The organism is Mycobacterium innocens (assembly GCF_900566055.1).
GTDB classification, from domain to species: Bacteria; Actinomycetota; Actinomycetes; order Mycobacteriales; family Mycobacteriaceae; genus Mycobacterium; species Mycobacterium innocens.
Map to the genome: position 1 here is coordinate 1 of NZ_UPHQ01000103.1, position 24160 is coordinate 24160.

Sequence of the window (24160 nt, forward strand, 5' to 3'; positions counted from 1 at the left end):
GCGGGCAGACCGGCCGCCACCAGAGTTTGCTTCGGACATGATCAGATCCTCCGTAAAAGCTGGGAGAACCCGTCGGATGCCGTCTGATCGACACGCCGATCTCTATCGCGAAGTCAGACGCAAACCACTGACGAATCGGAACTTCTACCCTTCCGTTGCCCATACACTTCCTGAGGCCACGTTTCCCCGGTACCGGGGGAGCGAATGTGGCAGTCAGCGCGCCCCGAATACCGGTCAGGTACCTAGCTTAGAGAGTCTTCGGCAGTCGGCTTGGCCTACTAGCACATTGCTTGTTGCCTTAGCACAGCCTCGTACACGCGCTTGACTGTCACGGGAAACGGCGTGATTGCCACGCTCTGGAATTCGCGCGGAAAGTCTGTGCAAAGCCTCAGGTCCCGGACGTGATAGCGCGAGGACGGGCTGGTCCCGAGTGCGATGCGGACGGAGCGATGTGCGACCTGCTGTACCGTCCGCAGGACAGTACAGACGGACACGGGTCGTTGAGATGAGATATTGCGCAGCACCGGTTCCGACGGCTGGTCGCGCACCACATTCTCGACCAGCGCGCACACCATCGCAGCGGCATCATCGACGTACAAGTAGTCGCGCAGTGTCTCCATCGGCACGAAAACGTTCAACGATTGTCGCGTGACCGCGGCTCGACATAGCTGACTGACCAGACCCTGCTGTTTCGCAAGATTTTGACCGGGCCCGGCGAGGTTTGAGAACCGCCCGATGACGAGTGGGACGCAGCCTTGAAGCGTCATCCGCAGGATCTCCTCCTGAGCGAGCTTCGTCTCGCCGTAGGGACTCAGCGGCCGTGGCTTCGTCGACTCACTGAACGGGGGGTGAGTCGACCCGGCATAGACGCCGCCTGCGGAGGACGAGAGGAAGAACGCGCCCTTACCGGCCGGCTGCATGTCTTGCAGCCTTGTGACGAAATGCGACATGATGCGCGTCTCCGCGGCGAGTTTGTCGGCCGTGGAACCGACGACGCCGCTGCCGGCGGCCCAGATAATCGACCAATCGTCGTTTTGGGCCGTTCGGATGAATCGCTTGAGGTCGGCGTCGAGCACCTCGACCGCCGCATCGTGCTCCTCCCACGGCACCGATTGTTGGGTGAATGTCGGGCCCATCGCCCGTGATACGGCGCTGCCGAGAAGTCCGCCAAGACCGACGATCCAGGTAAGCACTCGTCAGTCCGCCGGATTGTCGAAGGTGTCACCGGGATCTCGCACGATGACGTATACGGGCTTGCCCATCGCCATGGTGGCTGAAGCGGCGATGTATTCGGCGATGATCCCCAGGGCGAACAAGGTGGCCCCGCCGACAACAAGCACCGCCACGAACACCGATGTCCACCCTTGCACGGTGATATCGCCGACCAGCTTCTGGATCATGCTGTAGATCGCCACACCAAAACCGAGAAGGGCGAACAAAATGCCCATCATTGACACGAAACGCAGCGGCCGGGTACCCGAAGAGATGACGAGCCGCCAAAAATGCGACACCAGGCGACGCAGGGTGTAGGCGCTTGCAGGTCGTCCTTCTTGGCGCATCATCACCGGACAGGTCGACGGGTTGGCGACAACCCAAGAAAGAGCGACATCCAAAAACACGCCCGCGCCGGCGTAGGCTGCGACACTTCGTCCGGCCTCGCCCAGGATCAATCGGTAACTGTTGAATGCACTGGGCCCGTCAGACGACACCAAGACATGCACAAACAACCACTTCGTTATCCGAGACGCCGCGTTGCGCAACACCCCATGCGGCGGTCGATTCCTCGGCGAGGCATAGACGAGCTGTGTGCGGTCCCGGTACGCCGTGTCGAGCAAGTCACCGATATAACCCGGGTCGTGTTGCCCGTCCTCGTCCATCGTGACGATCCAGTCCCCACCCGACGAGGTCATGCCCGCAAGTGTCGCCGGATGTTGCCCAAAGTTGCGAGACAACCACACCGGGCGCACCCATTCGTCGTGCCCAGCCAACTCACGAACGACTTCTTCACTGCCGCGAATGCCCCGGTCCCACACCAGGAGCACCTCGTCGACGCGGAACTCACGACCGTCGCGGGTTTGCTGAGTCGAACGCAGCTGCGCGAGCTCCTTCACCACACCAGGCAAAGTCGCAGCTCCGTTGTAGACCGGGATCACAACGCTGACCGAATCCACCCGGCTCAACTGACGGTCACCAGTCACGCGTTGCCTCCCCAACATACGGCTCCAGTGAAGTGACTGTACCGATGGATAAGCGGGAAAGTGATGCCAATTGTGGTTCTGCCTCGCGGGTCCGGCCGTCGGCGTTGAGATGGCCGGTGTACACGCCGCGCGTCCCTCTGATTACGGTCCCGGTGTCGGGCAGCAAGAGTAGACTCATGCGCTCGAAGGCGACCTGGAGTGCGAGGGCGCGAAGTATCTAACCGTTGGGGGTCTTTCTTTCTCATTCGTCATCTTACGGGACAAGTATACAAACGCTCCTGTCAATGTATTGGAGTATATGACTGTCATATTAGAAGGTAACTTGAGTTGCTCTCATGCATTAACAGATCGGCCAAGGAATTGGTTGGTTTGGTATCCTTCCAAACATAAGCGAGTCCAATGAAAGCCGTAATTCTGGCCGGGGGCCTCGGTACTCGCCTGAGTGAGGAAACCACGATCCGCCCCAAACCTATGGTGGAGATCGGCGGGCGACCCATCCTGTGGCACATCATGAAACTCTACTCGCATCACGGTATTCGTGATTTTGTCGTTTGCTGTGGCTATAAGGGTTACGTCATCAAGGAGTATTTCGCCAACTATTTCCTGCACATGTCGGACGTGACTTTTGATATGTCCCTCAACAAGATGGAAGTCCATCGCCACCACGCAGAACCCTGGCGGGTGACGCTGGTCGACACTGGCGACGAAACCCTGACGGGCGGGCGCCTGAAGCGCGTCGCTACCTATATCCAGGACGATGAGGCGTTTTGCTTCACCTACGGTGATGGACTCAGTGACGTGAACATCGGCGCGAGCGTTGAATTCCACCGTCGGCACGGTCGTCACGCCACGGTTACGGCGGTGCTTCCGCCGGGGCGCTATGGCGCCATCGAGTGCGTAGGCAACCAAGTCACGGGCTTCGCCGAGAAGCCGCGTGGCGATGGCGGCCTCATCAACGGCGGATTTTTCGTCCTGTCTCCCGCAGTACTCGATTACATTGACGGCGATCAAGTCGCATGGGAGGGGCCACCTTTGGCTCGTCTGGCTGCCGACGGCGAAATGATGGCTTTCGAGCATTCCGGCTTCTGGCAACCGATGGACACGCTTCGAGAGAAGAACCTGCTCGAAGAACTGTGGAGTAGCGGCAAAGCGCCGTGGAAATGCTGGCATTGAACGCATTCGGAACTGCCTATCGCGGGCGCCGGGTCCTCGTCACCGGCCACACGGGCTTCAAGGGCAGCTGGTTGTGTCTGTGGCTACATGCCCTGGGCGCTGAGCTGACCGGGCTGGCTTTGGACCCATCGTCGAAGCCCAACCATTGGGACCTGTTGAAGCTATCGATCAACGATCATCGCGTCGACATTCGCGATGAAGCTGCAGTCCGTGGGATTTTCGCCGCGGAAATGCCGGAGATCGTTTTCCACCTGGCCGCCCAACCGTTGGTCCGCCGGTCCTACCGCGAGCCAGTCACCACGTGGGCCACCAACGTGATGGGCACGGTGCATGTACTCGAGGCTGCCCGTGCCACGTCACATGTGCGTGCCGTGGTGGTCGTGACGACCGACAAGTGTTATGAGAATCGCGAATGGCCGTGGGCCTACCGAGAAAGAGATCGGCTGGGCGGCCACGACCCCTACAGTGCGTCCAAGGCCGGGGCCGAGTTGGCGGCGGCGAGCTACCGGACCGCCTTTCTGCAACACTCGTCGGCCTCGCTGCTCGCAACCGCTAGGGGCGGCAACGTGATTGGCGGTGGCGACTGGTCTGAGGACCGGCTGATTCCCGACTTAGTGCGCTCAGTCGTCGCCGGCGAGCCATTGGTCATTCGCTCGCCACACGCCACACGCCCTTGGCAACACGTACTCGATTGCCTCAGCGGGTACCTGCTACTGGGCCAGCGGCTCCTGGCGGGCGACGACACTTGCGCTGATGCTTGGAATTTCGGCCCCGATGAGAAAGGTAACCGTACGGTAGAGCAGGTGCTCCGAGACCTTGCTCGCACCTGGCCGAAGCTTCGGTGGCAAGAGACAACCGATCCACAGCCGCACGAGGCGGGCTTGCTGCAACTCGACAGTGCCAAGGCGAGAATGTATCTCGGGTGGCGTCCGGTCTGGGACCTTGAAAAAGCGATCCACCACACAGCCAACTGGTATCGCCAATGGCTGGAACTTGGTGAAGTGCGAAGCGCCGACCAACTGGACGCCTACCTCACCGATGCAGTCACTTCACAACTGCCGTGGGCCACCGCATGAATATCCTCGACACCCCGATCTCCGATCTCAAGATTGTGAAGTCCCTGCCCCACCGTGACGCCCGCGGAGCTTTCGTCCGCCTCTTTTGCGCCAACGAACTTCGGCCTCTGCTGCGCCACCGCCAGATCGCGCAGATCAACCACTCCAGAACCAGACATGCAGGGGCCGTGCGGGGGATGCATTTTCAAAATCCGCCGCATGCGGAAATGAAAATGGTCCGCTGCCTTCGTGGCCGGGTATGGGACGTCGCGGTGGACCTGCGGTCCGGCTCTCCGACGTTTCTTCGGTGGCACGCCCAAGAACTGGCGGCAGACGACGCGCAGATGCTGATCATCCCCGAGGGCTTCGCCCACGGCTTCCAGGTCTTGGAGCCTGACAGCGAATTGCTATACCTCCACACGGCTTTCTATCACCCACCTTCCGAGGGCGGCCTGCGCCACGACGATCCGCGGCTTGCGATCGCGTGGCCATTGCCGCCGCAAGACCTATCACCTCGTGATCTGGCCCATCCGCTGCTGGATGCTGATTTCACCGGAGTCGCGCTATGAAATGCCGACACTGCGGGGCACCCGTGGAACACAGTTTTGTGGACCTGGGCTTTGCGCCACCGTCCAACGCCTACCTGCATGCCGAGGACCTGCGTCACCCGGAGGTGCACTACCCCCTGCGTGTGCTGGTGTGCCACCGGTGTTGGTTGGTGCAGACCGAGGACTACGCCCGCGCCGAGGAACTGTTCAGCGCCGACTACGCCTACTTCTCCAGCACCTCGAGCACTTGGCTCGATCATGCGGCCAGCTATGCGGACATGATCACCGAACGGCTACAACTTGGGCCCGAGAGCTTTGTCATCGAGGTGGCCTCAAACGATGGCTACCTACTGAAGAACTTCATGGCAGCGGGGATCCCCTGCCTAGGCATCGAGCCGACGACGAGCACGGCCGAGGCCGCCGAGGCACTGGGAATCCCGGTCAGGCGGGAATTCTTCGGGGAAGCCTTGGGTCATCGACTGGCCAGCGAAGGATGGTCGGCGGATCTGGTCGCGGGTAACAACGTGTACGCTCACGTGCCCGACATCAACGACTTCACCCGTGGACTGGCCGCCGTACTCAAGCCCGAAGGCAGCGTCACGCTGGAATTTCCCCATCTGATGCCGTTGATCGACCGCACTCAGTTCGACACCATCTATCACGAGCACTTCTCGTACCTGTCGCTCACGACCGTGGCGCGTATCTTTGCCGAGGCCGGCTTGCGGGTGTGGGACGTGGAAGAATTGCCTACCCACGGCGGCAGCCTGCGAGTGTATGGCTGCCATGCTGGGGCAGCGAACTCCACCACGGACCGCGTGGGTTCCCTGCTGAGGCGGGAGGACGAGTTCGGCTTGACCCGGCCCGAGACCTACACGGCCTTCCAGTCGCGTGCGGATCGGGTGAAGGATGACCTCTTGGCCTTCCTCATCGAACAAAAGCGTGCCGGCCGGCGCGTGGCGGCCTACGGTGCCGCGGCGAAAGGTAACACCTTGTTGAACTACGCAGGTGTCAGGCCCGACCTGCTTCCGTACGTTTGTGATGCCGCGCAGTCCAAGCAGGGAAAATTCATGCCAGGAAGCCACATTCCCATCCATTCGCCTGAGGTGCTGCGCGAGAACCCGCCAGACGACGTGATCATTTTGCCCTGGAACATCGCCCATGAGGTGCGGACCCAGTTGGCTGACCTTGTTCACAGCGGCACACGTTTCGTGACGGCGGTACCCGAATTGAGCTTCCTGTGAAGCCCCGCATCGCTTACACCAAGCCGTCGATCACCGAGCTCGAGGTGCGCTACGCCACCGATGCCGCCGCAAACGGCTGGGGCGAGCGTTGCTACGAATACATCCAGCGCTTCGAAAGCGGCTTCAAGGCACACCTCGGGGTCAAGCACGCGATCGCCACGTCGAGTTGCACCGGTGCGCTGCACATGGGCATGGCCGCGCTCGGAATCGGCCCAGGCGACGAGGTCATCATGGCCGACACCAACTGGATCGCCACGGCCGCGCCCATCGTTCACCTCGGGGCGAAACCCATATTTGTCGACATCTTGCCGGAGAGTTGGTGCATCGACCCGGAACTGGCCGAAGCCGCCATCACCCCGCGCACCAAGGCCATTGTCGCTGTGCACTTGTATGGCAATCTTTGCGAGATGGACCGTCTCCTGGCAGTAGGGCAGAAGCACGGTATCCCGGTAATTGAGGACGCGGCCGAGGCGATTGGGTCGATTTACCACGGAAAGTGTGCCGGCTCCATGGGGCGTTTTGGGACCTTTTCGTTTCACGGCACCAAGACGATCACCACCGGTGAGGGCGGCATGTTCGTCACCAATGACGATAACCTGTACGAGGAAGTTCTTACGCTCAGCAACCACGGCCGCGCCCGCAGTCAGACCAAGCAGTTCTGGCCGGATGTGGTGGGCTTCAAGTACAAAATGTCGAACATCCAGGCAGCCATAGGTTGCGCGCAGATGGAGCGTATCGATGATCTGATTTCACGAAAGCGCGAGATATTTCGGGCTTACGAGGGTGGGTTGGCCGGCGTGATGGGGGTATCGATGAACCCTGAGCGAACGGGGACACAAAATGGATTCTGGATGCCGACTGTTGTATTCGAAGAGTCGACCGGGGTAACGACCGAGCGTCTTACTGCTGCATTCGCGGCCGAAAATATTGATGCCCGGGTTTTCTTTCATCCGCTATCCACGACCCCTCCGTTTGCAGGATCGCCTGGAGGCAAATGGGCCGGCAATATTTCGGACCGTGCAATCAATGTTCCCAGTTTCCATGACATCACCGAAATCGAGCAATGCCGAGTAGTGCAAGTTGTCCAGGAGATTTGCGTTGTATGAGAAGAGTCCGCGGGTGCTTATTGCCGGAATCGCGGGCGCCTCGCTTGGGACCGAGATCGCCAAGTCTCTCAACCATGCCGGCGGCTATGACGTCCTGGGATGCGACATCTCGCCGCTCGCTTTCGGGCACTATGACGAGCATTTCGCCTCGACCTTCCTCGTCGATCGCGAAGGCTACGCTCAAAATCTGCTAGACCTTTGCGTCCGCGAGCAGGTCGATTGCATCATCCCGGGTGGCGACGAGCCCGCGATCCTCATCGGCAGAGACCACGAGCTGTTTGTGCGCGCCGGGATACGGCTCGGCCAAAACAACCCGGAGCTCACCGAGCGCCTTGCCCACAAAGGTCACTGCTTCGAGATTCTTGCGAGTGTCGGTGTCAGAACGCCGCGGACCCAAACGGTGGATCCGGGGACCGACATCGGCGACTTCCCGATGCCATGCATCGTAAAGCCGGCGGTGGCGAGCGGCGGCAGCGTATTTGTGTTCTTCGTCAGAAGCCGCGAGGAGGCACGCCTGTACTGCACCTACCTGCACAACAACGGCCGCACCCCGGTGATTCAGGAGTACCTGCCCGAGGACAGAGGCGAGTTCACGGTCGGCGTTCTTTCGTTGCCCGACGGCAGCTGCGCGGGGGCGATAGCCCTCAAGCGGGCGTTTCACAGCAAACTTTCCGTCTCTGTGCGCGGCCCGGACTTCCTCATTTCGAGCGGATATAGCCAGGGTCTGATCGACGATTATCCAGCCATCTGCGAGACCGCCGAACTGATCGCCCGGCGCCTCGGCAGCACCGGCCCGCTGAACATCCAGGGGCGCATCGCCGCCGACGGCACCTTCGTGCCCTTCGAAATCAACGCCCGCTTCTCTGCCAGTACTTACCTGCGGACACTGGCGGGTTTCAACGAGGTCGATTGGTACGTCCGGCACCTTCTCGGTCTCCCGCCACCGGGCGCGCTCGGCATCACTCCAGGATGGTATTTGCGAACCCTGAGCGAGGTCGCCGTTCCGCTCTGGAAGGTGGTGAAATGATCCGATGGATCGTCGAAGGCCGACTGGGGACCGCGCCGGGTGACAGCATCGCGCACGACTTCCCGTTTCTCGTGGTCGATACGAGAACCATGGTCGACAAGCGCGGCAACTCGGCTGATGACCTGCTCGAAAAGATCCGCGAGGGCGTCGCGGAGCTCGAGCGCGGCGGCTCCGTCGTAGTCGTCTGCGATTTCGGCGTGTCTCGCAGCAACGCGGTCGCGGCCGGGATCCTAGCCGAATGGCGCGGCCTGGAATTCGATGTGGCGGTGGCCCAAGTCATCGAGACGACCGGAGAGCAGGCGGTCAAGCTTGAGATGGTTGACTCGCTGCGCGCGGCGCTGCGGAAGTCTCCCGCGTCGATCCGCCAGGACGGCATCCTCATCACCGGCAGCAGCGGCTTTCTAGGCGCCGCCCTGCGCGACCGCCTCGCTGATTCACATCGTGTCGTCGCGCCCAACCACGCCACGGTAGACCTGCTCGGTCCCGTGGTCCACCTTGACCGCTATTGCCGCGACAACGAGATCGGAAAGATCATTCATCTCGCATACCCGCGGATCTACACCAACAACGACGCTATGGGCCACAGCTTGACGATGCTGCGGGGGATTCTCGACGTCTGCAAATCGCTCGGAATTCACCTTGTCCTGCCCTCAGGCGCAGTGGTGTTTTCGGCCTACAGGTCGAGCTCGATGATTGCGGACGTCAACACAACGATGCGTCCTCGGGGGGTATACGGCGAAACAAAATTTCTCGAAGAAGTCCTCGTTCAAAATGCTCGGGCCAACGGTGAAGTCAGTTCCACTATCGTTCGAATCTCACCGACTTTCGGTCCGCAAAGCTTGCGGCCGCGCTTGATAGGGTTCGCGCATCGCCGCCTGAAAGAAGGACGACCGATCGTGACCCACCGCTATCGCAACGGGTTGCCTAGCCTGCAGCTTCTCTATATTGATGACGCTGTCGAGGGGCTTGCCAGCATCATCGAAAAGAAAGGAAACGCTCCGATCTACCATCTGGGCGGCAATTTCTTCCATGAACCGCGCGAAATCATCAGCAAAATGGGTGAGATCCTCGGGTGTCATGCGGCGATCGAGGAGACTAACATCGATGACGACGTTGCGAACGTTTTCCTTGATTGGTCAGCAACGGAGACAGAATTGGGCTGGCAGCCGACGACCACCCTAAGTGACGGGCTGCGCCGCACACTTGCGCGCGCCGCTTCACCCGAAATTCAGACCGGAAAAGGTGAGTAATGGATAACCGCTTTTCGATGCTCGACGCGCGCACACAAACTTCCGCGGATGAGCAATACGCCACCAGAATCCAGGAATTCTTCAGCGCCGGCGAAGGTGACATACTCGCCAAACTGAAGAACTTCGCGAAGTTCGTTCCGCGGCAGACAATGGCGACGTTCCTGGCCAAGAACGAGATCTTCAAGCAAATCGTGGATGTTCACGGCCATATCATTGAGTGCGGCGTCTTCATGGGGGGCGGCTTGATGACGTGGGCGCAGCTCTCGGCGATCTACGAGCCCTACAATCACACACGACGAATCGTGGGGTTCGACACCTTCGCCGGTTTTCCCAGCCTCGCGGATCAGGACGCTACAGCCGCGGACGCAAGTCTGTCATTCGCCAAAGTCGGCGGCTTGGCGGTTCAAGGCATCGAGGACGACATTCGGCACGCCGTGTCGTTGTACGATCTCAATCGTCCGCTGGGGCATATCGATCGAGTAGAACTCGTCAAGGGTGACGCCCAACAGACGATCCCTGCGTATCTGGCAGACAACCAGCACACGGTGGTCGCGCTTCTCTACCTCGACTTTGATCTGTTCGAACCGACCCTGGCGGCGGTCAGGACTTTCCTGCCCAGAATGCCCAAAGGCGCCGTACTCGCTTTCGACGAGCTCAACCAGAAATACTGGCCCGGCGAAACCCTTGCCGTACTGGAGTCGGCCGGAATCAGGAATCTCCGTATCAGGCGATTTCCTTTTACGCCGCAAATTTCCTACGCGGTGCTGGACTGACACCTGGACGCGGCATGGCGGGCAGGCAAGGCTTGGAAGTCAGCCTCGCCGCCGTGCACCTACTACTCGTGGGCGAAAAGTGTCGTGAATGTACCGGCGGTATTGCTCGGAAATGCATTGCCTCTTGCACTTTCGCGGCGCCTATACCCCTCGCTGCCGCTGTGAGCCGGGCACATCGAGTGCCCCGCCGACGGAGTGACTGCCGTAGTAACTATGCCGCCCGGTAGTTGCGAGGCCTATGTGACCAACGGCGCTCGTGCAAGCTGGCCCTCAAACTGCCGGCGACGCCACGCAGGCGTACTGCAGGAAAACCCCGTCGGCAAAATGGCCGAGGCTCAACACGATGAACAGCGCGCCAAAAGGCCCCAGGAAAGGGTTGATGCCTTTGATGCGCTGGACGGCGTAGCCCGCGTCCTCGAACATCCGCACGATGCTGCTGCGCGTGAAGAAGCGCAGGTGGGTCCGGTCGAAGATGCCAAAGTCCTCCTGCGGGAAGTCTCTTCGGAATACCACCTTGCCCAGCGCGGGCAGGTAGCGGATGTTGGGGATCGAGGCGACAATGACGCCTTGAGGCTTGAGTTTGCCCCGAAGCCGTGTCAGCATCTCGAGCGGATTGACCAGGTGCTCCAATACGTCGTTACAGACCATCGCGTCGAAGTAGCCATCAGGCAGCTCCGCGATCCGCTCATTCGCGTCTCCGGCAAGCACATGGTCGAGGATGCCGCCGGCGCGTCGGGCCGCTTCCTCGTTGTACTCGATGCCCCAGACTTCCGCGCCCCGGCTTTTCTTGACCGCGGCACTGAACACGCCTGCCCTGCAGCCAAGTCGAGCACGCGTCGCGCATCGGCCGGGATGAACCGCAACATCTCCGGCCGCTTGTGACCGTAATAGTGCCTGACGCTTGCCGGTTCCGGCAGGATACGCATGGCTTATCCGTCTCGCACCGCGAGCTGCCTGAGCGACAACTGTTCCCAGCGGCCATCAGGAGGACGCGGTGGCTTCTTCCGGAGCCAACTGGTTGAACAGGTGGTCGGCCAAACCCCGCACCGTGGTGATGTCGGTGGAGCTGATCCGTATCCCGGTTTCGGACTGGACACGGGTGCGCAGTTCCAGGTTGCCCAGCGAGTCGAGTCCGTACTCGGAGAGTTGACGGTCCGGATCGATGGTGCGCCGCAGGATCAGGCTGACCTGCTCGGAGACCAGGCGGCGCAGCAGGCCCGGCCATTCGTCCACCGGCACCGAAGCCAGCTCGTTGCGGAATTTGCTTGAACCCGAACGTCCTTGCTCCGATGCCTTGAACGCCTCGGCGAACTTGCTCCGCTCCGCGAAAGCGGCCAGCCACGGCACTCCGACGGTCGGGGAGTAGCCGGTGTAGGCGCGGTCGTGACGGAGCATCGCCTCGAACGCGTAGGCGCCTTCCTCCGGAGCGATCGCGGCGTCGGTGCTCTCCGCCAGCGCGATGGCGCGCCCGATCTCGGCCCAGGCACCCCAGGCGATCGAGGTGGCTGGCAGACCTTGCAACTGTCGCCAATGGGTGAAGGCATCCAACCAGCTGTTGGCCGCGGCATAGGCGCCCTGGCCCGGCGAACCCAGCATCGCCGCCGCCGACGAGAACGAGCAGAACCAATCCAGCGGCTGACCGACGGTGGCCTGGTGCAGATGCCAGGCGCCGTAGACCTTGGGCGCCCAGTCCCGGTCGAGCAATTCGTCGCTGATATTGGCCAGGGTGGCGTCCTCGACCACGGCCGCCGCGTGAAGCACACCGCGCAACGGGAGTCCGGTGGCCGTGGCGTTGGCCACCAGCCGCTCCGCGGCGCCGGCCTGGGCGATATCGGCGCACTCCACCACCACATCGGATCCGATCGAACGGATGAGTTCGATTGTCTCCAAAGCCTTTTGGCTCGGCGCGGACCGGGAGCTGAGTACGATTCGCCCGGCGCCGGCGGTGGCCATCTTCTCGGCCAGGAAGAGTCCCAGGCCACCCAGGCCACCGGTGATGATGTAGGAGCCGTCGCCACGGAAGACGGGCACCTGCTGCGGCGGCAACACCACGCTGCTGCGCCCGGCACGCGGGATATCGAGGATGAGCTTGCCGGTGTGGTCGGCGGCGCCCATCACCCGGATCGCGGTGGCAGCATCGGTCAACGGGTAATGCGTGCTCTCGGGCATCGGCAGCGTGCCGTCGGCCGTCAGCCGGTACACCGTGCTCAACAGCTCGCGGATGTACTGCGGATGGGTGAGCGACATCATCCCCAGGTCGACACCGTAGAAGGACAGGTTGCGCCGGAACGGGAAGAGACCCATCTTGGTGTCGCCGTAGATGTCACGCTTGCCGATCTCGACGAAACGCCCACCCCACGAAAGCAATTCCAGCCCGGCTCGCTGCGCCGCACCGGTCAGTGAGTTGAGCACGATGTCGACGCCGTAGCCGTCGGTGTCGCGGCGGATCTGCTCGGCGAAGTCGATGCTGCGTGAGTCGTAGACGTGGTCAATCCCCATGTCGCGCAACAATTTCCGGCGTTTCGGACTGCCCGCGGTGGCGTAGATCTCGGCTCCCGCCGCGCGGGCGATCGCAATCGCGGCCTGGCCGACGCCGCCGGTTCCGGAGTGGATCAGCACCTTGTCACCGGCTTTGATCCGGGCCAGGTCGTGCAGCCCGTACCAGGCGGTGGCGTGCGCGGTGGTCACGGCCGCGGCCTGGGCGTCGGTCAGGCCCTGCGGAATCGGCGTGGCCAGGTTCGCGTCGCAGGTGACAAACGTCGCCCAGCAGCCGTGGGGTGACATGCCGCCGACGTGATCACCGACCTTGTGCGTCGTGACGTCGGGCCCGACGGCAGTGACCACACCCGCGAAATCGGTGCCCAGTTCCGGCATCCGGCCGTCCGGTGAGTTGTAGCGACCGAATGTGACCAGGACATCGGCGAAGTTGATGCTGGACGCGGTGACGGCGACTTCAATCTCGCCGGGCCCCGGCGTAACCCGGTCGAAGGCAACGAATTCCATGGTCTGTAGATCACCCGGGGTACGGATCTGCAGGCGCACGCCGGCGGATTCGTGATTCACCACAGTCGCCTTGCGCTCTTCGGGACGCAACGGCGCGGGCGACAACCGTGCGGTGTGCCACTCGTCGTTGCGCCAGGCGGTCTCGTCTTCTTCCGAGCCGGACAGCAGTTGGCGCGCGATGTGTTCGGCCTGGGTGTGCTCGTCGACATCGATGTGGGTGGTGTGCAGGTGTGGATGCTCGGCACCGACGACCCGCAACAGACCTCGCAGCCCGGCCTGCTCGAGGTTGGGGCTGTCTGCGGCGAGCACGGTCTGCGCGTTACGGGTCACCACATACAAGCGAGGTGCCTCGCCCATGATTTCCGGTAGCTCGCGGGTGATGCGCACCAGGTGCCGGACGCCCTCGACACCGCGGACCGCGCTCTTCTCGTCGCGGTCGCCGTTGTCCGGCGCGGTCAGGATGACCACATTGTGAAAACCGCCGGCATTGAGCTGGTTTCGCAGCCGTTCGGCGGCCCCGGCATGGTCGGAGTGTTCCGGCCAGCTCATGGTTGCGCACTGCGCGCCGTGCGACTTCAACGTGTCGGTCAACTCGGTCGCCAATTGGTCCGCAACGTCGGTGGTGCTGATCAGCAGCCACGTTCCGGCGTCGGCGAGGTCCAATTCGGGCAGCTCACGCTGCTGCCATTCGATGGTCAGCAGCCGCTCGCCGAGTACCCGATCCCGGTTGCCTTGCTCGGAAACCCCTGTGCCCAGCCGTAACCCGCGCACGGCCACCAGCACGGTCCCGTGCTCGTCGAGCACGTCGAGGTCCGCGTCGACCCCGGCCGCGTCGACGTTTGTCACCCGCGCATAGCAGTAATGGGCATTGCGGGTGGAGCCGTAAGCACGGATCCGGCCTACACCCAATGGCAACATCAGACCGCCGTTGCCCGCGACCTGGACGTCGGGGTGAGCGCCGACGGCCTGGAAGCAGGCATCCAACAGCGCGGGGTGGATCGCATAAGCACGCTGCTGTGACCGCATCGCGCCGGGCAGCGAGACCTCGGCCAGCACCGTGCTCACGGCCCCGTCGGCAATGTGGGCGGCGCCCAGCCCGGTGAAGGCGGGACCATATTGCACGCCGTGCTCGTCGAACCGTTCCCGTAGTTCGGTCCCCTCTTCGGTGCGCAGGTGGCCGGCCAACAAGCCGGGGACATCGTAGGCGCGGGGCTGGTCCTCGTCTTCGGCGACGTGCAGCACCGCCGCGCCGCGCCGGATCGACCCGCCCTCCTGGAAGGTCTCCACCACGAAGTCGACAACCCCGGGTGATTTCACCGATCCGACCGCCGACAACGGGGTTTCTTCGTCCAGCAGCAGCATCTGCTCGAAGCGCATGTCGCGGACTTCGGACGCCTCGCCGAGGATGGTGCGGGCTGCCGCCAGCGCCATCTCACAATATGCAGCGCCCGGAAGCGCTGGGGCACTGTGGATTTGGTGATCAGCCAACCAGGGCAGCGCCTCGGTGCCGACATCGGTCTGCCACACGTGCCGCTCCGGTTCCTCCGGCAGCCGCACATGCGCGCCCAGCAGCGGGTGCACGACCACCGACGAGCCGCCTTGGCCCTGGTGGTCGTGACCGGCGCGGTTCAACAGCAACGATCGGTGCGTCCATGTCGGCAGCGGCGCTTCCACCAGCTGTCCGGCGGGGTAGAAAACGGCGAAGTCGACCGCGGCGCCGGCGCTGTGCAGATCCGCCAGCAGGCCGCGCAGCCCGTGCGGCAGCGGCTGTTCGCGCCGCATGCCGGCCAATGCCGCCACCGGTATGTCGAGGCTCTCGGCCGTCTTTTCGACGGCACGGGTCAGCAGCGGATGCGGCGCCAGTTCGGCGAAGACCCGGTAGCCGTCCTCGAGCGCCGCTTGCACCGCCGCGCCGAAGCGCACCGTGTGGCGCAGATTGTCCACCCAGTAGTTGGCATCGCAGTACGGTTCCTCGCGCGGGTCGAACAGCGTCGCGGAATAGTAGGGCACCTCCGGTGTCAGCGGCTCGAGGTCGGCGAGTATCTCGTACAGGTCGTCTAGGATCGGGTCCACCTGCGGGGAGTGCGACGCGACGTCGACGGCCACCTCACGGGCCATCACCTCGCGCTGCTCCCATGCCACGACGAGCTCGTGAACGGCCTCGGTGGCGCCGCCGATCACCGTGGACTGCGGCGAAGCCACGACCGCGACCACGACGTCGTTGACGCCGCGGGCCATCAGTTCGGAAAGCACTTGCTGGGCAGGCAGTTCCACCGATGCCATGGCTCCGGAACCGGAGATCCGGGTCATCAGCCGGGAACGGCGGCAGATGACCTTCGCCCCGTCTTGAAGTGACAGCGCGCCCGCCGCGACAGCTGCCGCCGATTCTCCGAGGGAGTGCCCGATGACCGCGCCGGGGCGAACCCCGTAGGACTTCATAGTGGCGGCCAGCGCCACCTGCATGGCGAACAGAGTCGGCTGCACACGGTCGATCCCGGTCACGGTCTCCGGTGCGGTCATCGCTCGGGTCACCGAGAATCCGGACTCCTGCGCGATCAACGGCTCCAGCTCCGCGATGGTCGCGGCGAAAACCGGTTCGTTGGCGAGCAGGTCGGCGCCCATCGCCGCCCATTGCGAGCCTTGGCCGGAGAACACCCATACCGGGCCCCGGTCGTCCTGCCCGACGGCGGCTTGATAGGGAGTCTCGTCGTCGGCAATCTCGCGCAAGGCCGCGGAAAGCTCCGCCGCGCTGTTGGCCAGCACCGACGTCCGCACCGGGCGATGACTGCGCCGCCGGGCCAGGGTGTAGGCCAGGTCCGACGCCGACCATTCCGGGCCCTGCGCATCGACCCAGTCCGCGAGCCGCCCGGCCGTCTGCCGCAATGCGTCGGCGGACGTCGCCGACAGCGGGAAGATCAGCTCGCCTCCAGCCGGGGTGTTCGGCAGGTCTTCGTGAGCAGTGACTTCGGGTGCCTGCTCGACGATGGCGTGCACGTTCGTCCCGGATATGCCGTACGACGACACCGCCGCCCGTCGTACCTGCTCACCGGTCGTTGGCCACGGCGTGATCTCCTGCGGCACAAAGAGTTTGCTGCCGATTCGGGCCATATCGTCCGGCAGGCGGGTGAAGTGCAGGTTCCGCGGAATCACACCGTGCTGCAGGGCGAGGATCGCCTTCATCAGCCCGAGTGCTCCGGCGGCCGCTTGGGTGTGTCCGAAATTGGGCTTTGCCGATGTCAGCGCGCAGGGCCGGTCGATGCCGTACACCTCGGCCAGACTCTCGTATTCGATGGGGTCGCCGACGGGGGTGCCGGTGCCGTGCGCCTCGACCAACCCGACGCTGCCCGGCTCCACTCCCGCCGCGGCCAGCGCCGCGCGGTACACCATGGACTGGGCTTGCACCGACGGCGTCGCGATGCTTACCGTGTGGCCGTCCTGGTTGGCGGCGGTTCCGCGCACGACGGCCAGGACCCGATCGCCGTCGCGCAGTGCGTCCGGCAACCGCTTGAGCAACAGCACCACCGAGCCCTCGCCGGACACGAACCCGTCCGCCGCGGCGTCGAATGCGTGGCAATGTCCGGTGGGCGACAACATGTTCTGCGCCGACGCCGAGGCGAACCTGCGTGGTTCCATCATCACGTAGACGCCTGCCGCGAAGGCCAGATCGCTCTCGCCGTCGCTGAGGCTGCGGCAGGCCAGATGGGTTGCGAACAAGCTGGACGAGCATGCGGTGTCCACGGTGACCGCGGGCCCGTGCAACCGCAGAGCATAGGAAATCCGTCCCGACGCAAAGCAGGAATTGGTTCCGGTGTTGCCGTACGGCCCGTCGAAGGCCTCCGCGTCAATGTGCACGAACTGGTAGTCGCCGTGATTGAGACCGACGAAGACGCCGGTGAGCGACTCGGCCATGTTTTCCGGTGTCAGGCCGGCGTGTTCCATGGCCTCCCAGGCGGTTTCCAAAAGCAAGCGGTGTTGCGGGTCGATCGCCGTCGCTTCTTTTTCGGTGATCCCGAAGAACTCGGGATCGAAGTCGCCGACGTTGTCCAGGAAGGAACCCCACTTGCAGACGGTCCGGCCGGGCACGCCGGGCTCGGGGTCGTAGTATTCGTCGGCGTCCCAGCGGTCAGCGGGAACCTCGGTGACCGTGTCGTCTCCCCGTAACAGCGCCTCCCACAGCTTTTTCGGGGAGTCGACTCCTCCGGGAAGCCGGCATGCCATCCCAATCACAGCCACCGGGGTCACACCTGGTTCGTTCACCGCCGTCACCTCTTCTTTTCCCCCTGCCTCAAGGAGACTTCATCGAATGTCGATCCGGGCTGTCGGCGCCGGCGCATCGCGCACCGCGCCATGATCCCCCTGATCGCATCTGACCCAACTAGTCAGGTGAACAGCAGCGTAGCCCCTCAGCGTCACCAATGTGGGAAAACTGTGCGTACGTACAAAAAAATCTGTTGAATAAGGGCGAAAGGGCAGGTCGACGGCTTAAGAGTGACGCCGGATGTCCGAAAAAAGCAGTATGCGGGCGCTTTGCTCGGCTCGCCGCCAGCGCACCCGGTTGACGACTATATATGCGCCCAACACCTCCGTATGCCGCGGCGGGTCGCCGACGTGGTGCATACAAACCGAGAGCCACGGAGGTGGCAGAAGTTATGGCCTGAGCGCGACCGCAGCCCCGAGCCGGTGGGACCCGTGCGGCCGGCCCGGCGGCGGATAATCCGCGTGTTACCCCTGTGACGAGCAGATTCGGCACCAGCCAAGGGCATCCGAGGTAGTGTGAGGCCCGTGGTTGAGTCTTCGATTCCCGCTGTGCTGCGCGAGCGTGCGAGCTTGCAGCCCAACGACACAGCGATGACATTCATTGATTACGAGCAGGATTGGGAAGGTGTCCCGGAGACGCTGACGTGGGCGCAGCTGCATCGGCGCATGCTCAACGTAGGTCAGCGCCTCAGGCAATGCGGATCGCCTGGCGATCGGGCAGTGATACTTGCGCCGCAGACCCTTGACTACATCGCCGGTTTCCTCGGGGCGCTCGAGGCCGGACTGACCGCCGTTCCACTTTCGGTTCCCTATTCCGGCGTTCATGACGAGCGCACCACTTCCGTGCTGGCCGATACGTCACCCTCGGTCATCCTGACGACTTCCTCGGTGAGCGACCATGTCTCCGGGTACGCGAAGCCGCAACCCGGACAATCTGCACCCGCAGTTGTCGAAATCGATCTACTGGACCTGGACTCTCGGCCGACTTCGTCGGTCCGGCCGGGCTCTCGTAGCGCAGCGACGCCGGACGCGCTGTATTTGCAGTACACCTCCGGGTCCACCCGCACTCCGGCCGGGGTTGTGGTCTCGAATAAGAATTTGTTCGTCAATTTCGGACAAATCATGGACGGCTACTACGGGAAGTACGGGAAGGTTCCCCCGCCCGGCAGTGGTGTGGTGTCCTGGCTGCCGTTTTATCACGATATGGGTTTCTTTGTTGGAATTATCATTCCCATTCTTGCGGGCATTCCTGTGGTCCTGACGAGTCCGGCGGGGTTTTTGCAGAGACCGGCTCGGTGGATGCAATTGATGGCGAGTAGTGGCCGGGTGTTCACGGCAGCGCCAAATTTTGCCTTCGACCTGGTAGCGCGCAAGACGTCCGACGACGATATGAACGGTTTCGATCTCGGGGAAGTGCTGCATGTCCTCAGCGGCAGTGAGCGGGTGCAGCCCGTCACCGTGAAGCGCTTCACCGACCGGTTCGCGAAATTCAACCTTGACCCCGCGGCGGTCCGGCCGTCATATGGGATGGCCGAGGCAACGGTCTATATCGCGGCTCGTGAACCGGGCGAACCGCCGAAAGTCGTGTATTTCGATTCCGCGAAACTGCCCGCGGGTGAGGCGGAGCGGTGCGCACCCGGAACCGGTACCGGGTTGGTGAGCTATGGCAACCCACGGCAGATGACGGTGCGAATCGTCGACCCCGACACCGGCGTCGAGTGCCCGGAGGGAGCGGTCGGCGAGATCTGGCTGCACGGACCCAACGTGGGCGCCGGCTACTGGCAGAAGCCGGTCGAGTCCGAGCGCACCTTCCAGGCGCGCATTGTCAACCCTTCGGCCGGCACCCCGGAAGGTCCCTGGCTCAGAACTGGTGATTCCGGCTTCTACTTCGACGGAGAGTTGTTCATCATCGGCCGTATCAAAGACCTCTTGATCGTGTACGGCCGCAACCACTCTCCAGACGACATCGAGGCGACGATCCAGGAGGTCACTCCGGGTCGATGCGCGGCAATATCGGTTCCGGACCGTGGCGCTGAGAAACTGGTCGCAATCATCGAGCTCAAGAAGCGCCCGGACACGGACGAGGATTTGGCTGACAGGTTACAGGTCGTCAAACGGGAAGTGACGTCGGCAATTTCGAAGTCGCACGGCCTGAGCGTGGCGGATCTGGTTCTGGTCTCGCCCGGCTCGATTCCTATAACCACAAGCGGCAAGATCAGACGAGCGCAATGTGTCGAGCTCTATCGGCACGACGAGTTCACCCGCCTGGACGCTTAAGTCTTTCGTACTCGCTGGTTTGCGGCAGACGTTCGTCGAGATCGACGTTGGCCCGGAGTTCCGGCGGCGAGAGTGAATCTCACGACGCCTTCTCGGCGTGTCGCGTCGTATGGTTCACACTCGGCGCCGTCCTTAGTTAGCCTGACGTCCACTCGAATTTTTGTGCGCTGGAGTCGATCTCGGCGTTGCCCGAGCGATCAATAGATCGGTGTGGGCCGACATAGCTGGCCGGCATCGGTCATATCGACGGCGGACAACGAGCAGGGCGTTAGGTGATCGTTGACCTATCGGGGAGGGCGCTTCCCGTGTCGACGGGTTGCTTGCCGTTGCCATTGCCGTTGGTGTGGCCGTTGCCGTTGGTGACCCCGTTGCCGTTCGTGTGGCCGTTGCCGTTGGTGACCCCGTGGCCGTTGCCGTTGGTGATCCCGTTGCCATGGCCGTTGCCATTGCCGTTGCCATGACCGTTGCCATTGGTCATCAGGGCCGGCAGGTCGATGGGGCCGAACAGCGGCAGCGAGTGTTGGATGCGATCGTCATCGCTGCCGCCAATGACCGGGTGATGCCCGTTTGACGTGGCCGTCTTGGCCCGCAGCACGACGGAACCGAATAGCGGAAGTGCATGCTCGCCGAGATCAACGAACGCATCCTTGCCATTGCTCGTGATGGGGAAATCCAACTTCCGCAGCGGCACATCTTTGGCGGGACGGCGGCGTACGGCTCGGGGCGTATCCCCGGCTGGAACGGCACGAACTTTCGACGGTGGGCGCGTCACACTGCCGGTCTTGCGGGTCGGGACGGCCCTTGCCCGTGCTGGCTGAGCTTGGCCCCCCGTCTTATTGCGACGGCTCGCCCGCTGCTTCTTACTGGACGCAGCGAGTTTCGACGGCCACCAGTTAGCCTGGCCAATCAGCGCAGCCAACGCTGGCACCGTGACGGTGCGAACGATGAAGGTGTCGATCAAGATCCCGGCGCCGATAATGAAGCCGGCTTCCACCATGGTGTTGATGGTGGCGGCCAGCAGGCCGAACATTGACGCGGCAAAAATGAGGCCGGCGGACGTGATCACACCGCCCGTCGAACCGACTGTGCGAATAACACCGACCCGCACGCCATGGGGTGATTCGTCACGGATACGCGAGATCAGCAGCATGTTGTAGTCAGCGCCAACCGCAACCAACAGAATGAATGACAACCCGGGCAGGCTCCAATGCAATTCTTTGCCGAGTATCAGCTGGAAAACGATGACACCGAGGCCCAGGGCCGCAAAAAAGGAAACCAGCACAGAACCGATGAGGTATAGGGGCGCAATAATCGCCCGCAGCAGCATGACCAGGATCAAAAAGACGATAACGATCGTGGCCAACACGATGAAATTGATGTCGCTATTGTAATATTCCCGAGTATCTGCCAGCCCGGTCGGAATGCCCGCCAGCGATATCGTCGCATCCGACAACTCGGTATTCGGTTGCGAGGACCGCGCTGCCGACAGGATCGTATTCACCTGGTCCATGGCTTGGGTGGTGAACGGATTGAGCGAGCTTTGGAGGAGGTACCGTGCCGCGTGCCCGTCGCTGGATATAAAAATCTGCGCGGCCTTCTTGAACTCGTCGGCGGCCAGCACCTGCGGCGGAACATTGAAGCCGGCCATGGACGGTCGTTCGGCGTCGTGCTTGAGGTCCAGCAGGAAGGCCGATGCCTCGTCGAGTCCGGTGCCCATCTTCTTGGTCTGGTCGACCAGTGCTGCGACGCCGTCGGCGACCGCACGGCTGCCTTGTGCGAGGGCGTTGGCGCCCTGCTGCATCTGATTCAGCCGGTTCTGCAGTCCGTCGATAGACCGCAACGTACTGACCGCTTGGTTCAGGTTTTGCTGCAGCTTGTCGATCGTCTGGCTGACGGTCTGCACCTCTTTCGTTTGCTGCAGGCTGCGAGCCAGATCGGTGATGCTGTTGAGGGTTCCGCTGGTCTGTGCTTGGACCAGCGCCTGCAACTGGCTCCGCGAGGCCGCACAGGCCGGGTCGGCATTGCAGGTTGGACTCGAGTTCAGCGCCTTCAGCAGCGGACTGGCCCAGGCGACGGTATTCGCCACATCGACCATGTTTGCGCTAAGGGCGTCGCCGAGCGCCCGCATGCGGCCGACCAGCTTGGCCGTCCTGTCGAGGTCGTTGAGCGTCTTGTCGCCGCCCATCAGTTGCTTCATCGTGGTAAGCACGCTGACCAGCGTGCCGGCGCTGCCGACAGCTTGAGTGACCTGGTCGCGCACCTGAGCCAGGGCGCCGGCCAAATCGTTGGAGCCGTTGACCAGCCTGTCCAAGTCGCTACCGTGGTCCCTGATTGCATCCCCGGCCTCGTCGAGTTTGCCGCCCACCTCGCCGACCTGATAGGACACCTTCGTCTGCTGCAGCGGTTCGCCGTTGGGCCGGGTCAACCCGCGTATCGCGGTGATGTCGGGTAGTTGGCTGATCCGGTGCGACATCATCTCGAGATCGGCGAGCGCGCTCGGGTTTCGCAGGTCACGCGGTGACTTAATGAAAAGCATCATCGGCGTCATCATGTTCTGCGGGAAGTGGCGACTCATGGCCTCGTATCCCGCGACGCTGGTGACGTCGGACGGCAAAGCCTTGAGATCGTCGTAGTTGAAGCGCACCAAGAAGCTGGATCCCGCCAGGACTGCCAGCACGACGAGACTGGCGACCAGATGGATCCGGGGCCGGCGTACGATCCGTGTTCCCGTGCGTCTCCAGAAGCGATGGGTAAGGTCTCGTCGGGGCTTGATCCAGCCGCGTCGCCCGATCAGCACCAGAATGGCGGGCAGCAGGCTCACCGCAGCCACGAAGCTGACGACGATCGATACCGAAATCGCCGGGCCCACCGTGGAAAAGACCGGCAATCTGCAGAAGACCATCACGATGAACGTGACCGCCACGGTCGCCGCCGACGCCGCGATCACTTTGCCGATCGACATCAACGCTCTCTGGACAGCCAGGTCCGAAGCCAAGCCTTGCCGCACATAGTCGTGATATCGGCTGATCAGAAAGACGGCATAATCCGTTCCGGCACCGATCATTACCGCGCTCATGAAAATGATCGTCTGCGTTTGCACGTCCAGGCCGATGGTTGCCAGCGCGGACAAAGTGCCTTGGGCGGTCCCCATGGAGATACCGATGGTGGCCAGCGGCACCAACATGGTGACCAGGTTTCGGTAGATGATCAGCAGGATGATGAGCACGCTGACCGCGGTGCCGATTTCGATCAGATGTGCGTCTTCCTGACCGATGGCGGTGAGGTCGGACATGGTGACCAGACCGCCGGCATAGTTGGCGGCCAGCGTCGAACCGGCGAGCGTCTGGCTTACGATGTCCCGGACTTGTTTGTACCCCGCGATGGTGGCTGGGTCCTGCGGGTCGGTCTGGAACATCACCGGCACGTTCCAGGCTTTGTTGTCCTTGCTGGACAAGACGTCGTGCAAGCCGGGCGTGCTAATGAAGTCCTGAACCGACAGGTTTGCCTGGTGCAGCCTGTCGACCAGCGTGTGGTAGGTCTCTAGGTCGGCGGGACTGAGCCCGTTTTCGTCGGTCAGGATCACCAACAACTGCGAGCCTTTGCCGCTGTCGCCGAAGGCCTTGCCCATCTCCTTGCTGGTGACCATCGTCGGGGCGTCGGCGGGCAAAGCTTCTCCGCCGGCCTTACCGGCTACCTCCATCAGCGGCGGGAAAGTGACGGCGAGTACCGCTGCCAGCGCGATCCAGAATGCAATGACCAGCGCCGGAGCCCGAACGACCAATTGGCCGAGTCGGTCGAAAATTCCCCCGGGGCGGGCTGCTTCCGAATCGCTCATCAGTCGCGACACCTTTCCACGCCACAGCGATTCACCGGCCGATAAAGCCCGCCAAGCCGATCCGCATCGCGGCGGTGGTAAATGAACCCGGTGGCCACCCGTTCGAGCCTCGACAACGCCGTGGAGCGCACCGCCGACAACTGGCCGGGTGGGCTGACGAAAGTGGCTGGATCGGCAGCGGCTCTATTCAAGTCCAGCCACCTCTTTTCGGTGGTGTTCATGCGCCCGGTCCGAGGGCATCGCACGTCAACTCATCCCCCCAACATTTCGGTCCGCGACGGCCGGGCATCCTCAATTCTGCTAGTGCACCACAGGGTAGCCCGTTGATCTTCGGCCCGTGGAAAAATCGTGCCAACGTACAAAAATTTTTTGTCCGAAGTGCAGAAAGTCGGCTGTTTTCGGGTAATTCGGCAGCGC

General features: G+C 62.7%; 15 protein-coding genes. 9 read left to right on the top strand and 6 right to left on the bottom strand.

The genetic code is table 11. The features are described from left to right. Window positions 1-278 precede the first annotated feature (278 nt). Both EET03_RS11570 and EET03_RS11575 read right to left on the bottom strand, forming a co-directional pair. Window positions 279-1193 carry an NAD-dependent epimerase/dehydratase family protein gene (locus EET03_RS11570; RefSeq protein WP_075543133.1) on the bottom strand — a complete coding sequence of 305 codons (915 nt, stop codon included), beginning with the start codon at window positions 1191-1193 and terminating at the stop codon, window positions 279-281. A gap of 3 nt (window positions 1194-1196) precedes the next feature. Next, window positions 1197-2198 (bottom strand): glycosyltransferase, encoded by a 1002-nt coding sequence (locus EET03_RS11575; RefSeq protein WP_244232315.1) that lies wholly within the window; start codon window positions 2196-2198, stop codon window positions 1197-1199. 399 nt (window positions 2199-2597) lie between these two features. On the opposite strand from EET03_RS11575, the gene rfbF reads away from it, so the two are divergent. Genes rfbF through EET03_RS11615 form a run of 8 tightly spaced genes read left to right on the top strand, consistent with a single transcriptional unit; the run spans window position 2598 to window position 10371 of the window. After that, the gene (rfbF, locus tag EET03_RS11580) at window positions 2598-3371 is read left to right on the top strand and encodes a glucose-1-phosphate cytidylyltransferase (protein ID WP_075543132.1); all 774 of its coding nucleotides are present in this window, start codon (window positions 2598-2600) and stop codon (window positions 3369-3371) included. Next, on the top strand, window positions 3359-4447 hold the full coding sequence (gene rfbG, locus EET03_RS11585; protein ID WP_244232316.1) for a CDP-glucose 4,6-dehydratase: 1089 nt from the start codon (window positions 3359-3361) through the stop codon (window positions 4445-4447). Before rfbF ends, rfbG begins: the two co-directional genes overlap by 13 nt. Next, window positions 4444-4995, top strand: a complete 552-nt coding sequence (locus tag EET03_RS11590) for a dTDP-4-dehydrorhamnose 3,5-epimerase family protein (RefSeq protein ID WP_075543139.1) — start codon at window positions 4444-4446, stop codon at window positions 4993-4995. The genes rfbG and EET03_RS11590 overlap by 4 nt, the downstream gene beginning before the upstream one ends. Beyond that, the gene (locus EET03_RS11595) at window positions 4992-6215 is read left to right on the top strand and encodes a class I SAM-dependent methyltransferase (protein WP_075543130.1); all 1224 of its coding nucleotides are present in this window, start codon (window positions 4992-4994) and stop codon (window positions 6213-6215) included. Before EET03_RS11590 ends, EET03_RS11595 begins: the two co-directional genes overlap by 4 nt. Next, window positions 6212-7321, top strand: a complete 1110-nt coding sequence (locus EET03_RS11600; RefSeq protein WP_099194139.1) for a DegT/DnrJ/EryC1/StrS family aminotransferase — start codon at window positions 6212-6214, stop codon at window positions 7319-7321. Before EET03_RS11595 ends, EET03_RS11600 begins: the two co-directional genes overlap by 4 nt. Beyond that, complete coding sequence (locus tag EET03_RS11605; RefSeq protein WP_075543128.1) at window positions 7314-8348, top strand: ATP-grasp domain-containing protein; 1035 nt, start codon at window positions 7314-7316, stop codon at window positions 8346-8348. The genes EET03_RS11600 and EET03_RS11605 overlap by 8 nt, the downstream gene beginning before the upstream one ends. Then, complete coding sequence (locus tag EET03_RS11610; protein ID WP_075543127.1) at window positions 8345-9598, top strand: NAD-dependent epimerase/dehydratase family protein; 1254 nt, start codon at window positions 8345-8347, stop codon at window positions 9596-9598. Before EET03_RS11605 ends, EET03_RS11610 begins: the two co-directional genes overlap by 4 nt. Further along, window positions 9598-10371, top strand: coding sequence for a TylF/MycF/NovP-related O-methyltransferase (locus tag EET03_RS11615; RefSeq protein WP_075543126.1), 774 nt, complete (start codon window positions 9598-9600; stop codon window positions 10369-10371). The genes EET03_RS11610 and EET03_RS11615 overlap by 1 nt, the downstream gene beginning before the upstream one ends. 270 nt (window positions 10372-10641) lie before the next feature. On the opposite strand, the gene EET03_RS11620 is transcribed toward EET03_RS11615, so the two are convergent. Then, entirely contained in the window at window positions 10642-11178 is a 537-nt protein-coding gene (locus EET03_RS11620; protein ID WP_244232318.1) for a class I SAM-dependent methyltransferase, read from the bottom strand. A 174-nt stretch (window positions 11179-11352) separates the two neighbouring features. Further along, the gene (gene pks2, locus EET03_RS11625; RefSeq protein ID WP_167470625.1) at window positions 11353-17631 is read right to left on the bottom strand and encodes a sulfolipid-1 biosynthesis phthioceranic/hydroxyphthioceranic acid synthase; all 6279 of its coding nucleotides are present in this window, start codon (window positions 17629-17631) and stop codon (window positions 11353-11355) included. 525 nt (window positions 17632-18156) lie between these two features. Here pks2 and EET03_RS11630 point away from each other — a divergent pair. Beyond that, window positions 18157-19908 (top strand): AMP-binding protein, encoded by a 1752-nt coding sequence (locus EET03_RS11630; protein WP_075543125.1) that lies wholly within the window; start codon window positions 18157-18159, stop codon window positions 19906-19908. Window positions 19909-20176: 268 nt separating this feature from the next. Here EET03_RS11630 and EET03_RS11635 read toward each other — a convergent pair whose 3' ends face one another. Further along, on the bottom strand, window positions 20177-23743 hold the full coding sequence (locus EET03_RS11635) for an MMPL/RND family transporter (RefSeq protein WP_099194140.1): 3567 nt from the start codon (window positions 23741-23743) through the stop codon (window positions 20177-20179). Beyond that, window positions 23743-23964, bottom strand: coding sequence for a hypothetical protein (locus tag EET03_RS11640; protein ID WP_063469523.1), 222 nt, complete (start codon window positions 23962-23964; stop codon window positions 23743-23745). The genes EET03_RS11635 and EET03_RS11640 overlap by 1 nt, the downstream gene beginning before the upstream one ends. Between the last annotated feature and the right edge of the window lie 196 nt (window positions 23965-24160).

Excerpts from the sequence above, each read along its gene's own strand:
- rfbF (WP_075543132.1), top strand. The coding sequence starts at position 2,598 with ATGAAAGCCGTAATTCTGGCCGGGGGCCTCGGTACTCGCCTGAGTGAG.
- rfbG (WP_244232316.1), top strand. The coding sequence starts at position 3,359 with ATGCTGGCATTGAACGCATTCGGAACTGCCTATCGCGGGCGCCGGGTC.
- EET03_RS11590 (WP_075543139.1), top strand. The coding sequence starts at position 4,444 with ATGAATATCCTCGACACCCCGATCTCCGATCTCAAGATTGTGAAGTCC.
- EET03_RS11595 (WP_075543130.1), top strand. The coding sequence starts at position 4,992 with ATGAAATGCCGACACTGCGGGGCACCCGTGGAACACAGTTTTGTGGAC.
- EET03_RS11610 (WP_075543127.1), top strand. The coding sequence starts at position 8,345 with ATGATCCGATGGATCGTCGAAGGCCGACTGGGGACCGCGCCGGGTGAC.
- EET03_RS11615 (WP_075543126.1), top strand. The coding sequence starts at position 9,598 with ATGGATAACCGCTTTTCGATGCTCGACGCGCGCACACAAACTTCCGCG.
- EET03_RS11635 (WP_099194140.1), bottom strand. The coding sequence starts at position 23,743 with ATGAGCGATTCGGAAGCAGCCCGCCCCGGGGGAATTTTCGACCGACTC.
- EET03_RS11640 (WP_063469523.1), bottom strand. The coding sequence starts at position 23,964 with ATGAACACCACCGAAAAGAGGTGGCTGGACTTGAATAGAGCCGCTGCC.